Annotated in this window: 13 protein-coding genes; 10 read left to right on the top strand and 3 right to left on the bottom strand. The window is 64.4% G+C overall.

All coding sequences use genetic code 11. From position 1 onward, the window contains the following. The first annotated feature begins 264 nt into the window (after window positions 1–264). Window positions 265–753 carry a pyridoxamine 5'-phosphate oxidase family protein gene (locus AC07S4_RS00940; RefSeq protein WP_494984813.1) on the top strand — a complete coding sequence of 163 codons (489 nt, stop codon included), beginning with the start codon at window positions 265–267 and terminating at the stop codon, window positions 751–753. 151 nt (window positions 754–904) lie between these two features. After that, the gene (locus tag AC07S4_RS00945) at window positions 905–1,375 is read left to right on the top strand and encodes a hypothetical protein (protein ID WP_494984814.1); all 471 of its coding nucleotides are present in this window, start codon (window positions 905–907) and stop codon (window positions 1,373–1,375) included. A gap of 17 nt (window positions 1,376–1,392) precedes the next feature. Here the strand turns inward: AC07S4_RS00945 and AC07S4_RS00950 are convergent, their stop codons facing one another. From AC07S4_RS00950 to AC07S4_RS00960, 3 genes are read right to left on the bottom strand one after another with little or no spacing between them, the layout of a single operon-like run. Further along, on the bottom strand, window positions 1,393–3,381 hold the full coding sequence (locus AC07S4_RS00950; RefSeq protein ID WP_494984815.1) for a putative bifunctional diguanylate cyclase/phosphodiesterase: 1,989 nt from the start codon (window positions 3,379–3,381) through the stop codon (window positions 1,393–1,395). 39 nt (window positions 3,382–3,420) lie between these two features. Continuing rightward, window positions 3,421–4,887: an ATPase domain-containing protein gene (locus AC07S4_RS00955; protein ID WP_494984816.1), complete on the bottom strand. Its 1,467-nt coding sequence runs from the start codon at window positions 4,885–4,887 to the stop codon at window positions 3,421–3,423. Beyond that, complete coding sequence (locus AC07S4_RS00960) at window positions 4,884–5,300, bottom strand: hypothetical protein (protein WP_494984817.1); 417 nt, start codon at window positions 5,298–5,300, stop codon at window positions 4,884–4,886. The genes AC07S4_RS00955 and AC07S4_RS00960 overlap by 4 nt, the downstream gene beginning before the upstream one ends. Before the next feature lie 244 nt (window positions 5,301–5,544). Between AC07S4_RS00960 and AC07S4_RS00965 the strand changes: the two genes are divergently transcribed. The 8 genes from AC07S4_RS00965 (at window position 5,545) to AC07S4_RS01000 (ending at window position 14,575) form a co-directional block, all read left to right on the top strand. Beyond that, window positions 5,545–6,519 carry an ABC transporter substrate-binding protein gene (locus AC07S4_RS00965; RefSeq protein WP_494984818.1) on the top strand — a complete coding sequence of 325 codons (975 nt, stop codon included), beginning with the start codon at window positions 5,545–5,547 and terminating at the stop codon, window positions 6,517–6,519. After that, the gene (locus AC07S4_RS00970; RefSeq protein ID WP_494984819.1) at window positions 6,519–8,063 is read left to right on the top strand and encodes a sugar ABC transporter ATP-binding protein; all 1,545 of its coding nucleotides are present in this window, start codon (window positions 6,519–6,521) and stop codon (window positions 8,061–8,063) included. Before AC07S4_RS00965 ends, AC07S4_RS00970 begins: the two co-directional genes overlap by 1 nt. A gap of 68 nt (window positions 8,064–8,131) precedes the next feature. Further along, window positions 8,132–9,142 (top strand): ABC transporter permease, encoded by a 1,011-nt coding sequence (locus AC07S4_RS00975; RefSeq protein WP_494985585.1) that lies wholly within the window; start codon window positions 8,132–8,134, stop codon window positions 9,140–9,142. After that, the gene (gene yjfF, locus AC07S4_RS00980) at window positions 9,139–10,119 is read left to right on the top strand and encodes a galactofuranose ABC transporter, permease protein YjfF (protein WP_494984820.1); all 981 of its coding nucleotides are present in this window, start codon (window positions 9,139–9,141) and stop codon (window positions 10,117–10,119) included. Before AC07S4_RS00975 ends, yjfF begins: the two co-directional genes overlap by 4 nt. A gap of 11 nt (window positions 10,120–10,130) precedes the next feature. Then, a complete protein-coding gene (locus AC07S4_RS00985; protein WP_494984821.1) occupies window positions 10,131–11,090 on the top strand; it encodes a glycoside hydrolase family 43 protein in 960 nt (319 codons plus the stop codon). Between the two features lie 23 nt (window positions 11,091–11,113). Beyond that, window positions 11,114–12,058: a LysR family transcriptional regulator gene (locus AC07S4_RS00990; protein WP_494984822.1), complete on the top strand. Its 945-nt coding sequence runs from the start codon at window positions 11,114–11,116 to the stop codon at window positions 12,056–12,058. Beyond that, window positions 12,055–13,398 carry a DUF3422 family protein gene (locus AC07S4_RS00995; protein ID WP_494984823.1) on the top strand — a complete coding sequence of 448 codons (1,344 nt, stop codon included), beginning with the start codon at window positions 12,055–12,057 and terminating at the stop codon, window positions 13,396–13,398. The genes AC07S4_RS00990 and AC07S4_RS00995 overlap by 4 nt, the downstream gene beginning before the upstream one ends. Window positions 13,399–13,429: 31 nt before the next feature. Continuing rightward, window positions 13,430–14,575, top strand: coding sequence for an esterase-like activity of phytase family protein (locus AC07S4_RS01000; RefSeq protein ID WP_494984824.1), 1,146 nt, complete (start codon window positions 13,430–13,432; stop codon window positions 14,573–14,575).

The following is a 14,575-nucleotide window of genomic DNA, read 5'->3' on the forward strand; positions in this document are numbered from 1 at the left end:
TGATCTCGGTCGTTTGCATTCTAATTGCATCCACCATCGTCGCATACGCGACTTGGTTGCTGCTGCATCGGCTCCGCAAAGGTGAATCAAAGTATAAGAGTTTCAAGGACTGGATAAAGCATGTTATGGAGGCCGTGCTTGGTCTGTAGGCTACCGATCTGCCGCGTGTCTAGGCGTGCACTGGCTGGCAACTGCGCGCCATGGCGGGGCGCATGTGGCGCACACTGTCCTGCTGCACGGCGCCTACCGCGCCGGGAGGGGGAAATGATGAAGACATTGGACGACAACGCCGTTCGGCTGGCGCTGGAAATTCTGGCGCGCGGACAGGAAATGAGCCTGGCCACGCTGCGCCCGGACGGCTATCCGCAGGCCACCACGCTGAACTACGCCAGCAAGGGATTGACGCTTTACGCAGCCATAGGCCTGGGCAGCCAGAAAGCGCACAATATTCAGTATTGCAACAAGGTGTCGCTCACCATTTCACCACCGGCCCGGCCGGGAAGCGAAATACAGGCTCTGTCGATGGGCGGGCTGGGCAGCTTTGTGAAAGGCGAGGAGCTGACCTCCGAGGTGTCGGGGCGCCTGCTGCAGCGCTATCCGCAGTTCCGCCATGTGCTGTCCGGCACGCAGGGCCACCCGTGGGGCGGCATCGTGTTTCTACGTATCGATCCGCAGGTGGTGTCGCTGCTCGACTACACGAAAGGGTTTGGCCATACCGACCTGTTCACGGTGGAGGCTGCCGTGCCTGCTTAGCCGGACAGGCCGCCGCCTGGCCTGGTCTGCAGCTTTTGCCTGGAAATATGGAGGAATCGGCAGCCCAATGTGAGATGCAGCGCAGATGCCGGCGCGGAAAGCGCGTTAAATTATCTGGCTGTCTTGGTTTACTCACTCAATAGGGAATTTCATGTCCGATAAATTAGCGAACTCGCTTGAAAAGCAGGGCATGCCGGCTGCGGAGCAGCTTGAATTGCTGAATCTGGCCCTGGACGCGGCAACGGATTGCCTGACCGGCCTGGTGGCCATGAACGGCGCCCTGGCGCGCAACGTCGCCGAATGCGAGCAGCAGATCGCCGCATCGATGACACTGATCACCCGCATCACCGGCTTGGCCAATGCGTATGCGCAAACCCAGCCATCCCCTCGCCAGCACAGCGCTGAATTGCGCTCCATCTTGCTGGCGACGAATGAAGATTTTTCTTCGGCGGTCGATTTCAATGCATGGAAAAAGAGACATGCAACCTCCACGCTGGCGGCCAGTTTCGTGAGGAGGCACCAGTATATTGCGCCGGCAGCAGCCGTAGCGCAAACAAGCTCATCTGATGAGAAAGACTGCGCGGCGGCGGAATTGATCATGCAGGAAGAGGGCGGCCACTGAACTGCTTTTCAACAGTTTTATGCTTTCCAATTCGAAAAATTCATTGCCGCCATCGACGCTTGCTCCCGCTTTAGCAAGTTCGAGAATTGCTCCGCCTTCAAAGGGTGGCTGAATAAAAATCCCTGCACCGCTTCACAGCGCATGGTTTGCAGGTAGGCCAGCTCGGACTCCAGCTCCACGCCTTCGGCCACGATGGTTTTTCCCAGGCTCTGCCCCATGGCGATGACGGCTCCGGCCAGCACGCCGCCCTCCCGGGCGTTATTGATGCTGTGCACGAAGGAACGGTCTATTTTCAGCACATCGACGGGCAGAAAGTTCAGATAGCTCAGGCTGGAATAGCCGGTGCCGAAGTCGTCGAGCGCCAGCGTCACCCCCATGAGCTTGAGCTGCCGCAGGGTTTCCGCGCAACTGACGGCGTCCCTCATCAGCACGCTTTCGGTGATTTCGAGCTGCAAATGCCGCGCAGGCAAGCCGGACAGGGCCAGCACTTCGCGCACATTGGACAGGAATTCCGGGTGGCAGAATTCCAGCATGGAGACGTTGACCGCCACGTCCACCCATGTTGAGCGCTCGCTTTTCCACTGCTGCGCTTGCATGCACGCGGTATGCAGCACCCAGCGCCCCATCATGACGATCAGGCCGAATTCCTCCGCGATGGGAATGAAGCGGTCGGGCATGAGCAGGCCCCATTCCGGATGATTCCAGCGTATCAGCGCCTCGGCGCCGGAGATGCGTCCGCTCCGCAGGTCCACCTTGGGCTGATAGTAGAGTTCCAGTTCGCCGCGCAGCAGGGCGTGGCGCAAGCTCGATTCGATGGCCTGCCGTTCGACCGCGCGCGCATTCATGGCCGGCGTGAAGAACTGGTAGTTGTTGCGCCCGGCGCTCTTGGCCTGGTACATGGCCGTGTCCGCATTTTTCAGCAAGGCCTCGGTATCGAGCCCGTCGAACGGGCACAGGCTGATGCCGATGCTGCAGGTGATGTACAGCTCGTGGCCCAGTATCATGTGGGGGGCGGCGAGCGCCTGCAGGATTTTTTCCGCCAGCTGGCTGGCGGTGGCGGCCTGCGCGCCGTCCGGAACCAGCAGCACGAACTCGTCGCCGCCCTGGCGGCTCACGGTGTCGGAAGCGCGCACGCAGGCGGTCAGGCGATGCGCGATCGACTGCAGCAGGCGGTCGCCGGTGCCGTGCCCCAGGGCGTCGTTGACGTGCTTGAAATTGTCCAGGTCCAGGAAGAACAGCGCGAAATTGCTGCCGTCGCGCTCGGCAAGCAGGGTCGCTTGCGCAATGCGGTCGTTCAGCAGCATGCGGTTGGGCAGGTCGGTCAGGAAGTCATGGTAGGCAAGGTGCCCCATCTGTTCGTTGGCCCGCTGCGCCGTAAGCTTGCCGGCTTCGGCCTCGAAGCAGGACTGCACCAGTTTCTCGTTCACCTGCCACAGCCGCTGCACACGCTGGTCCAGCATGGCGCGCTGCTCGGCGCGCTTTTGCCCTATGCGCGCGCGCCGCGTCGCCGGCCGTTCGCCGGGGCTGCCGTAGCCGGCGCCGGCGCGGCGTTCCTCGACCCGCTTTTCGGCTCGGCGGGCGCCGTCCGGCGGGCTGGGGGACGGCGCCAACGGCATGATGGCGCCCTCGTTCCACGCCGCATGCAGCAGGGTGCTGGTCATGTGCTCGCCGAGCAGGACGGCCAGGCTGTCTATCATTCCCAGGAACACGTGGCGGCCGGCAAAGGCAATTTCTATCGGGGCGCGACCGTCGACGCTGTCGCGCAGCGCCGCAATCAGGTCGCCGGGGCTGACGGGCGGACTGCGCTGTTGCAGCCAGGGATAGCGGCCGCGCGCCTGGTGCACGCTGCGGCTGAAAATAATGCAGAAGCCGGCGTTGCCGACGAAGGGGACCAGTTCCCTGGCCGCCGCCTCGGCCAGGCGGATGGCCTGCTCTGCTATGCCGTTGCGGCGAGCGGGGTCCAGCTGCGTCCGGATGGACTGCCGTAGTGCCTCAATTGCGTCCATCACATCTCCTGGTCCAGAACGGGCACCGCCCGTCCAGCCTTACTGTGCCGCTCGGCTGGCGCTGGGGTGGCCCGAGAGCAGGCCTTCAAATGGCATACGCTGGGCGCCGATTTCTATGCCCTGGTCGCTGATGGAGTAATTGCGCAGATCCGTGCTATGGCCGCTGCCGCGCACCTTGACCACGGAAATGAGTTTTTGCAGGCGGCCGCCGATTTCGGCGTAGCGCATGGCAATGATGGCGTCCGCCAGGAAGGAGGTGTCGCTCAGGCTGAAGCGCATGTCGGTGAAGCGGTCTTCCATGCCCATGGTCACGAGCACCGTCACATCCAGCGCTGCCAGCGTGGTCAGGACGCGGAAGATCGAGGCGCGGAAGTCCTGCGCGAACTCCGGCGCCAAGGACAGTCCCAGTTCGGACAGCGAATCGATGACCACGCGGGTGGCGCCGGTGCGGGCAATTTCCTGCATCAGGTCGTCCAGCACGTCTTCGATGGACAAATCGAGCGAGCGGGTGGCCACCACGCTGACCTGGCCGGCGCCGATCAGGGCGGCCAGGCGCGGATTGCGGCAATGCGACGGCATTTTTTCAAAGCTGGCCAGCACGCCGTGCCCGCCTTGCCGCGCGCCGTCCTCGAGGAAGGCCGTGGCCAGGATGGTCTTGCCGGAGCCTGAAGGCCCGACCACCAGGGCCGCGTGGCCCTGCGGCAGACCGCCGTGCAGCAGTTCGTCCAGCATGGCAATGCCGGTGCTCACCCGGGCCGTGCTGCCGCTTTCGCGCGCGGCATAATAGGACGGCGGCACGGCCGGCAAAGTGCGGGGATAGACTTTCAGGCCGTCGCCGGTAATACGGAAGGTGTGCGCGCCGCCCATGTGGGCATGGCCGCGCATCTTCACCACGCGTATTTTGCGTACCACGGCGTTGCCTTCCATCTGCTGGGCCAGGCAGATCAGGCCGTCCGCCACGGTCATCACGGGATGGGCTTCGATTTCGTTGAACGAGTATTCGCCGATCAGGAAGGTGGTTGCCTGCCAGCTCGACATGGCCGTGCCCAGTTCCTGCACAAACTGCTGCAGATCGGAAATGCCCTCGTTGCCCTGGCGCGCGGTCTGGATGACGGAGCGGAAGGAGTCCACAAACACCAGGCGGGGATCGAAACTGGCCACTTCCTGCATGATGCGCGCCAGCACGCCGCTGAAATCGCCGGCCCGCAAGTCATCGGCCAGGTTGACGTAGCGCACGCTCGCCTCGACCTTGTTGACGTCAAAGAAACTGTAGCGCTGCTGGTAGCGCAGCATTTTCAGCGGCGGCTCGCCCAATACCGTGAAAAACAGCGCCTTGCAATTGTCCGAGGCCAGCGCGAACATGATCTGGTGGGCCAGGGTGGTCTTGCCGCTCCCCGGCGAGCCCGCAATAACGTTGAAGGAGTACTCGCTCAGGCCACCGCCCATCAGCGTATCGAGGCCAGGCACGCCTGTGGCCAGATACTCGTGGTTGGTCGGGGTAATCATAATGGGTTTCCTTCGGACGCATTGGCCCAGGCGGTGGTAAGTAAGCGCATCGTGAGCGGCAGCCCGATCAAGCCGGCCAGCAATCCGGTCAGGGTTTCTATAACGGCAATGCCAGCGCGGGCCGCCTGCTCGGTGTCGGCCGATGACAAGCTGGCCTGCAGGGCGGTGAAGTGGGTGTCATCTCGTTCCATCGTCGGGAGCGGCGCCAGGCAAGCGTGCTGCGCCCGGTTAAGATGCACGCTGCGCAAATACAAGGCGAAAAATCCGCTGCTGCCCATCAGGGGGCGAAAATGAACGGCCAGTTGCTGCAGCGCCCGCACTACCTGGGCGACAACCGCACTGTGGCTGGCGCCTTCCTTAAAGGACAGTACGGACAGGATCAGCAGTTGACGTTCGTCATCGGATTTGTCCATCGCGAAAAATTATAGTGTTGACTGCGCGCAACCAAATCGCTATCCCACAAGTGGATGCAGTGGAATGGACGAAGTATGCTCTGTTTTTGAAAGTGAAGCCCTGAATTCTTTACTTCTTTTTCAAGCAAGCTATTTATGCAACTTCAGTGATACGCAAAACGATATCAATCCATCTAAAAAATGTATTGGATGGCTATGGAGGTTTCCCCTACTATTGACGCATAACTATCATTGGAGACTTAGCATGCATTTCACTCGCAGGACTATCCTTGGCGCGGCGCTTGCCGCATGCGCAGGCAGCTTGGCCACCGTGGCTGCACCAGCCTTCGCGCAGAAGCCGCTGGTGATCGGTTTTTCGCAGGTAGGCGCTGAAAGCGAATGGCGCACCGCGAACACGGCTTCGGTCAAGGACGCCGCCAAGAAAGCCGGCGTGACGCTGAAGTTCGCCGATGCGCAGCAGCGCCAGGAGAACCAGGTGAAAGCCATCCGCTCCTTCATCGCCCAGCGCGTGGACATCATCGCGTTCTCGCCGGTGGTGGAGTCGGGCTGGGACACGGTGCTGCGCGAGGCGAAGGCCGCCAAGATTCCGGTGATCCTGACCGACCGCTCGGTCAACGTGAGCGATCCAACCCTGTACGTCACACTGATCGGTTCCGATTTCGTCGAGGAGGGCCGCAAGGCCGGCCGCTGGCTGGTGGAGTACGCGAAGAAGTCGCCCGCCGCCACGCTCAATATCGTTGAGCTGCAGGGCACCGTGGGCTCGGCGCCCGCCATCGATCGCAAGGCGGGCTTCGAGGAGATCATCAAGGGTAATCCCAAGCTGAAAGTGGTGCGCACCCAGACCGGCGACTTCACCCGCGCCAAGGGCAAGGAGGTGATGGAGGCTTTCCTGAAGGCGCAGGGCAAGAGCATCAACGTGCTGTATGCGCACAATGACGACATGGCCATCGGCGCCATCCAGGCCATCGAGGAAGCGGGCCTGAAACCGGGCAAGGACATCATCATCATCTCCATCGACGGCGTGAAGGGCGCGTTCGAGGCGATGATCGCGGGGAAGCTGAACGTGACCGTGGAATGCAGCCCGCTGCTGGGACCACAGCTTATGGAAGCTGCCGCCGCCGTCAAGGCCGGCAAGGCCGTACCGAAGCGCATCGTGGTGAACGAGGGCGTGTTCCCGGCTGAAGTGGCGGCCAAGGAATTCCCGAACCGGAAGTACTGATGGCGGCGACGGACGTTGCGCCGGTCCTGGAGCTGACCGGCATACACAAGGAGTTCCCCGGCGTGAAGGCGCTCAGCGACGCGGGCCTGCGCCTGTATCCGGGCGAGGTGCATACCCTGATGGGCCAAAACGGCGCGGGCAAGTCCACGCTGATCAAGGTGCTGACCGGCGTGTACACGCCGGAGCGCGGCGCCATGCTGCTGGAGGGGAAGCCGATCCGGCCTTCGTCCACGCTGGAGGCGCAGGAGCTGGGCATCAGCACCGTGTACCAGGAGGTGAACCTGTGCCCGAATCTGTCCGTGGCGGAGAATATTTTCATCGGCCGCTATCCGCGCAAGTGGGGGCGGATCGACTGGAAGGGCATGCAGCGCGAAGCGGCGCGCATGCTGGCGCTGATGGATATCGATATCGACGTGGCCAAGCCGCTGTCCCACTATTCGCTGGCGGTCCAGCAGATGGTGGCGATTTCGCGCGCGCTGAACGTGAACGCGAAGGTGCTGATCCTCGATGAGCCGACTTCCAGCCTGGACGAGGCCGAGGTGCAGCTGCTGTTCACGGTGCTGCGCCGCCTGCGCGGCCAGGGCATTGCGATCCTGTTCGTGACGCACTTCCTGGACCAGACCTACGCGATTTCGGACCGCATCACCGTCATGCGCAACGGCGAGCGGGAAGGGGAGTACCTGTGCAGCGAGCTGTCGCGCATTGCACTGGTCAACAAGATGATAGGCGCGCCTGCGGATGAGCAGCGCGCCGCCGCCGTGGCCGAAGACGCCGCGCCGGCGCAGCCGGCCGCGCATTCGCCAACGCAGCCGCTGGTGCTTGAAGCGCGCGCCCTGGGCCGCCGCGGCGCGCTGCTGCCGACCGATATTTCCATCCGCAAGGGCGAGCTGCTCGGCCTGTGCGGGCTGCTCGGTTCCGGCCGCACCGAGCTGGCGCGCCTGCTGTTTGGCGCGGACAAGGCGGACAGCGGCGGCATCACGGCCGGGGACCGCGCCAGCGCGGCGCCGTTCGCCAATCCGCGCGACGCCATCGGCGCCGGCATCGGCTTCTGTTCCGAGGACCGCAAGCACGAGGGCGCGATCCTGTCGCTGTCGGTGCGCGAGAATCTGATCCTGGCCATGCAGGCGCAGGCCGGCATGCTGCGCGCGATTCCGCTGAAACGCCAGCAGGAGCTGGCGAACAACTACGTGAAGTGGCTGGGCATTAAGACCGCCAGCATAGAGACGCCTATCGGTTCGCTCTCGGGCGGCAACCAGCAGAAGGTGCTGCTGGCGCGCTGGCTGGCCACCGAGCCCAAGCTGATGATACTGGACGAGCCCACGCGCGGCATCGACGTGCGCGCCAAGGAGGAGATCATGGACTATGTGTCCGCCTTGTGCCGCAAGGGCATGTCCATCCTGTTCATTTCGTCCGAACTGCCGGAAGTGCTGCGCGTGAGCGACCGCATGATCGTCATGCGCGACCGCAAAGCCTGCGGCGAATACCAGCGCGGCGAGCTGGATGACACCACGGTGCTGCACGCCATCGCAGGGGAGGTGGCATGACCGCGCCTCACGCAACCGTGCCACAAGCCGCGCCGGCGCGCGGCGGCCACAACTCTGAAAGTTTTGCCATGCTGTTGCAGCACCCACTCATGAAGCCATTGGCCGCGCTGTTCGCGCTGCTGCTGGTGGACCTGGTCTTTATCCCCGGCTTCTTCCACCTTGAATGGAAGGACGGCCATTTGTACGGCAGCGTGATCGACATCGTCAACCGCGCTGCGCCGCTGATGCTGGCCGCGCTGGGCATGACCCTGGTGATCGCCACGCGCGGCATCGACATTTCGGTGGGCGCCGTGGTGGCGCTCTCCGGCACCGTGGCCGCCATGCTGATCGGCGGCACCATGGTGATGCACAACGGCGTGCCGGTCTACGAGGCCAACACGCCCATGTTGTGGGCGCTGTGCGCCGCCATGGGCGCGGCCCTGTTGTGCGGCGCGTGGAACGGCCTGCTGGTTTCCACGCTCGGCCTGCAGCCCATCGTCGCCACGCTGATACTGATGGTGGCCGGGCGCGGCCTGGCCCAGCTGCTGACGGACGGCCAGATCGTCACCGTCTACTACCAGCCCTTCTTCTTCCTCGGCAGCGGCTACCTGTTCGGCCTGCCGTTCTCGCTGTACGTGGTGGCGGCGGTGGTGCTGGCGGGGTCCCTGCTGATGCGCAAGACCGCGCTGGGCCTGTTCATCCAGGCCGTCGGCATCAACCCGGTGGCCGCGCGCCTGGCCGGGCTGAAGACCGCCGCGCTGATCTTCTTTGTCTATGTGTTCTGCTCGGCCTGCGCCGGCATGGCGGGGCTGATGATCAGCTCCAACATCAAATCGGCCGACGCCAACAACGCCGGCCTGCTGCTGGAGCTGGACGCCATCCTGGCCGTCACGCTGGGCGGCACCTCGCTCGCGGGCGGCAAATTCAGCCTGGCGGGCAGCATGATAGGCGCGCTCATTATCCAGACGCTGACCTACACCATCTACTCGCTCGGCGTGCCGCCGGAAGTGAACATGGTGGTCAAGTCGGTGGTGGTGTTCCTGGTCTGCCTGTCGCAGTCGCCGGAATTCAAGCAGATGTGGAAAAGGAAAGCAGCATGATGGCCCAAGTGCGCGGCTTCGCGTCCGCCCCGTATTTCACTTCCCTGGTGACGGTGTTCCTGCTGCTGGCCATGCTGGCCGCCGGCGGCGCCGCCTACCCGGGCTTCCTGTCGCTGCAGGTGGTTCTCAACCTGCTGATCGATAACGCCTTCCTGCTGGTGATCGCGGTCGGCATGAGCTTCGTCATCCTGTCCGGCGGCATCGACCTGTCGGTCGGCTCCGTGCTGGCGCTGGCCACCATGATCTCGGCCTGGCTGCTGCGCAGCGCGCACTGGCCGCCGGCGGCGGTGATCGCCTTGGTGCTGGTGCTGGGCGCGCTGTTCGGCGCGGCGCAGGGCGCGCTGATCCACTACTTCAAGCTGCAGGCCTTCATCGTCACGCTGGCCGGCATGTTCCTGGCGCGCGGCCTGTGCTACCTGATCAGCATCGAGTCCATCACCATAGAAGACCCGCTGTTCGTCGCCATGTCGCAAACGCAGCTGGAATTCCTGGGCGGCTTCATCTCGCCGGGCGCGCTGATCGCGCTGGTGCTGCTGGGCCTTGCCATCTACGCGGCGCACTACACGGCCTTTGGCCGCGCGGTGTACGCCATCGGCGGCAACGAGCAGTCGGCGCAGATGATGGGCCTGGCCGTGGGCCGCACCAAGGTGCTGATCTACGCGCTCAGCGGCTTGTGCGCGGCGCTGGCCGGCGTGCTGTTCTCGTTCTACATGCTGTCCGGCTACGGCTTGCATGCGCAGGGCACGGAGCTGGACGCCATCGCGGCGGTGGTCATCGGCGGCACGCTGCTCAGCGGCGGCTACGGCTACATCGCGGGCGCGCTGTCCGGCGTGCTGATACTGGGCACCATCCAGACCCTGATCGCCTTCGACGGCACGCTCAGCTCCTGGTGGACCAAGATCGTGATCGGCGGCCTGCTGTTCGTGTTTTGCGTAGTCCAGCGCCTGATGTCCATCGGCGCGAAGAATAATCAATAATCGGAGACACCATGTTCAAGAAGTCCCTGCTGGCCTGCGCCATTTCGGTGGTTGCAGCCGCTTCCGCGCACGCGGGCAATCCGCTGTTCAAGGATAAATTCACCGCCGACCCGGCCGCGCTGAGCGACAACGGCCGCGTCTACCTGTACGTGGGGCGCGACGAGGCCGAGGAAAACGGCAAGGACTACCTGATGAAGGAATGGCTGGTCTATTCCAGCTGTGACATGAAGAACTGGAAGGCGCACGGCTCGCCGCTGAACGTGCAGACCTTCGCCTGGGCCAAGAAGGACGCCTGGGCCGCCGACATCACCAAGCGCGACGGCAAGTACTATTTCTACTCCACCGTGGCGCACGCCACCATACCGGGCAAGGCCATCGGCGTGGCGGTGTCGGACAACCCGGCCGGCCCGTTCAAGGACGCGCGCGGCAGCGCCATCATCACCAACGACATGACCAAGGAAACGGACATCGGCTGGGACGATATCGACCCCGCCGTCTTCATCGACGACGACGGCCAGGCCTATCTGTACTGGGGCAACCAGGTGATGAAGTACGTGAAGCTGAAGCGCAACATGATAGAGGCCGACGGCCCTATCCACACCGTGGCCGTGCCGCACTTCACGGAAGCGACCTATCTGCACAAGCACAAGGGCACCTACTACCTGTCCTGGTCGCGCGAATTCCCCGAGGAGACCGCGTACTCCACCGGCCCAAGCGCCACCGGCCCGTGGACCTACCGCGGCGTGATCATGAAAAAGAACGCGGTGGTGAAGACCATCCACCACGCCATCATTGAGCACAACGGCAAGTCCTACATCTTCTACCACAACGACAAGCTGCCCACCGGCGGCGAGTTCCGCCGCTCGGCGGCCGTCGAGGAGCTGCATTACAACCCGGACGGCGCCATCCGCTTCATTCCGCAGACCGACGAAGGCCCGGCCGCCAATCCGAGTCCCGGCTGCCAGGGCTGATTTCGAGGTGATATGATTTGCGGATGGATACCCTCAACCCGAACTGGTTTTTACGCGCCCGCCTGAAGACCCGCCAGCTGCTGCTGCTGATAGCGCTGGACGAACACCGCAACATCCACCGCGCAGCCGAAGCGCTGCACATGACGCAGCCCGCCGCGTCCAAGCAGATCAAGGATCTGGAGGAGATGCTGGACGTGCGGCTGTTCGAGCGCCTGCCGCGCGGCATGGAGCCCACCATCTACGGCGAAACCATGATACGCCACGCGCGCATGGCGCTCACCAGCCTGTCGCTGGCGCATGACGACGTGGTGGCGCTCAAGGCCGGCCTGGCGGGGCAGGTGGAGGTGGGCGTCATCATGACGCCGGCCATGTCGCTGCTGCCCAAGGCCATTGCGCGCGTGAAGGAGCAGGCGCCGCTGCTGCGCATCGGCGTCAAGCTGGAGCCGAGCAATGTGCTGGTGGAGATGCTACAGCGCGGCAACCTGGACTTCATGATAGGCCGCATCCTGGAGAAGGACGGCAGCTCGGGCCTGATCTACGAGGAACTGACCGAGGAGCCGGCGTGCGCCGTGTGCCGCCCCGGCCATCCGCTGATGGCGGTGGAGAACCTGCAGCTGTCCGATATCGCCGGCCACCCGTGGATATTGCCGCCGCCCGGCAGCATCCTGCGCCACCGCTGCGACATGATGTTCCGCCGCGCCAGCCTGGAGCCGCCGGCCAATGTGGTGGACACCACCGCCATGCTGCTGGTGGCGCCGCTGCTGCAGCAGACCGATTTCCTGCACGTGATGCCGCTGGAAGTGGCGCGCTACTACGCCGACCTGAATATCCTCAGCATCTTGCCGATAGACTTGCCGTGTAAAATGGACGCGTTCGGCATTATCCGCCAGCAGGACCACCTGCTATCGCCCGGCGCCGATTTGCTGCTGCGCGCCGTCCGTACCGCTGCCAAGGAAATCCCCGCATGAGTATTGTGTTTTCCAGTCTTAACCATTCGCTGCGCGTGCCGCTTGCGGCCGAAATCCACTCGCGTCCCTTCCTGAAACTGGAAGCGCCGGAACTGATATCGCACTTCGCCGTCTACCGCGCCGCCGACAACGGCGCCGGCGTACCGGTGGGCCACAGCCACCACGCCACGCTGGGCGCGCTGTGCAAGCACTTCGGCGTGTCGTCCCCCGCCGGCGACGCCAAATACTTCTTCCACGACTTCGGCCGCTTCCGCCTGAAGTGGGAATGCCATACCGAGTTTTCCACCTACACCTTCGCCGGACGTCCGCCCCCGGACGTGGCGGGGGCGCAGGCTTTCGAGCAGATGCCCGTCACGCACCTGCCGCAGGAATGGCTGCTGTCGCTGCAAGGCCGCCTGATGGTGGCCGCCCACGTGGCGCTGGAACGCGGCGAGCGCCTGAGCGACGCGCAGGACACGCTGCAGCGCATTTTCGAAGGCAATACGCTGGCGGGCAGCCAGGTGATGCAGGGCGGCGAACTGTATACCGACTTCGCCATCCAGTCCGACGGTTTCAGCCGCTTCATCATCCGCGACGTGGGCATGCGCGCGCAGCAGGCCGGCCGCCTGGTGCAGCGCGTGCTCGAGATCGAGACCTACCGCATGATGGCGCTGCTGGGATTGCCGCAGGCGCAGCAGGCCGCGCCCGCGCTCAACGCCATTGAATCGGAGCTGGTGAAGCTGGCCGGCGCCATGGTGCAGACCGACGCCGCGCAGGCCGACGGCGGCAGCGTGGACGGCGCCACCGAACAGGCGCTGCTGGGCGAAATCACGCGCCTGGCCGCGCGCATAGAAAAGCTCTCGCTGGAAAACAGCTACCGCTTCTCGGCCTCGAAAGCGTATTTCCGGCTGGTGAACGCGCGCATCGAGGAATTGCGCGAGGCGCGCATCGAAGGCATCCCCACCGTGGGCGAATTCATGGACCGCCGCCTGGCGCCGGCCATGAACACCTGCGAAGCGCTGTCGGCGCGGCAGGAAGCGCTGGCGCGGCGCGTGGCCAACACCAATGACCTGCTGCGCACGCGCGTGGGCATCATCCAGGAACAGCAGAACCGCAAGATCCTGCAGTCCATGAACGCGCGCGCGGCGCAGCAGCTGCGCTTGCAGCAGGCGGTTGAAGGCCTGTCGGTGGCGGCGATCTCCTATTACGTGGTCGGCCTGGTGGGCTATTCCACCAAGGCCGCCAAGGTGCTCGGCCTGGTGGGCAACCCGGAAGTGGTGATAGGCGTGATGGTGCCGGTGGTGGTGGCAGGCGTGTGGCTGGCGCTGCGAAATATGCACAAGAAGCTGCATACGGCATAATGGCGGGCTTTCCCGCCACGATTCCGCACACATGAAACGATACCTTGCCGCCGCGCTGTGCGCGGCAAGCTTGCTGTCCGCCCCCATCGCCGCCAGCGCGGCCGAACGCACCGTGGCCAGCCTGCGTCTGATCGGCGAGCAGCGCATTCCGCACCGGCAGGACTTCCAGGGCACCGTCGTGGGCGGCCTGTCCGGCGTCGATTACGACCCTGCAAGCGGCGCCTGGCTGCTGGCCAGCGACGACCGCAGTTCCCTGAGCCCGGCCCGTTTCTACAGCGCGCAGCTGGACTACGACGGCGCCGCCTTCCGCGCCGTTACGCTCACCGGCGTGGCAACGTTCAAGCAGGCCGACGGCAGCAACTACCCCAGCGTCAAGCAGTACGATCTGAACAAAGCCGGCGACGTGCCGGACATCGAGGCGCTGCGTATCGATCCGCTGGACGGCACCGTGTGGTACACCAGCGAAGGGGACCGCAAGCGCGGCTTCGATCCCTTCGTGCGCCATATGCGGCGCGACGGCGCCTACCTCGGCGCCGCGCAGCTGCCGGAGATGTTCCGCGTCTCCAGGGAAGAGAAGGGCGCGCGCGACAACCTGGCTTTCGAGGGCCTGAGCTTCGCGCCGGACGGCCGTTCGATGTGGGTGGCGATGGAGTCGCCCCTGTATCAGGACGGTCCGCTGCCCACGCCGTCCAGCGGCGCCCTGGTGCGCATCTCGCGCATGGACCGCGACGGCCGCATGCTGGAGCAGTACGCCTATCCGGTGGACGCCATTCCGGCGGCGCCCGGCCCCGGCAAGGTCGCCGACAACGGCGTCTCCGAAATACTGGCCGTGAACCAGCGCGCGCTGCTGGTGCTGGAGCGCTCCGCCGTGCAGGACGCCGCCGGCGCCTACAAGAACTATATCCGCCTGTACGAAATGGACAGCGGCGGCGCCACCGACGTGCGCGGCGTGGCGGCGCTGGCCGGCGCCGGCGTCCGGCCCGCCGCCAAGCGCCTGGTGCTGGACCTGAACACGCTCGGCATCCGGCTCGACAACCTGGAAGCCATGAGCTTCGGCCCCAAGCTCCCCAATGGCCACGACAGCCTGCTCATCGTCTCCGACGATAATTTCGGCAAGGACCAGGTCACGCAATTCCTGCTGTTCGAGGTTATTCCGAGAAGTGGAATGCTGAATTGA

This window comes from Pseudoduganella sp. GW821-FHT05F09, assembly GCF_059419605.1.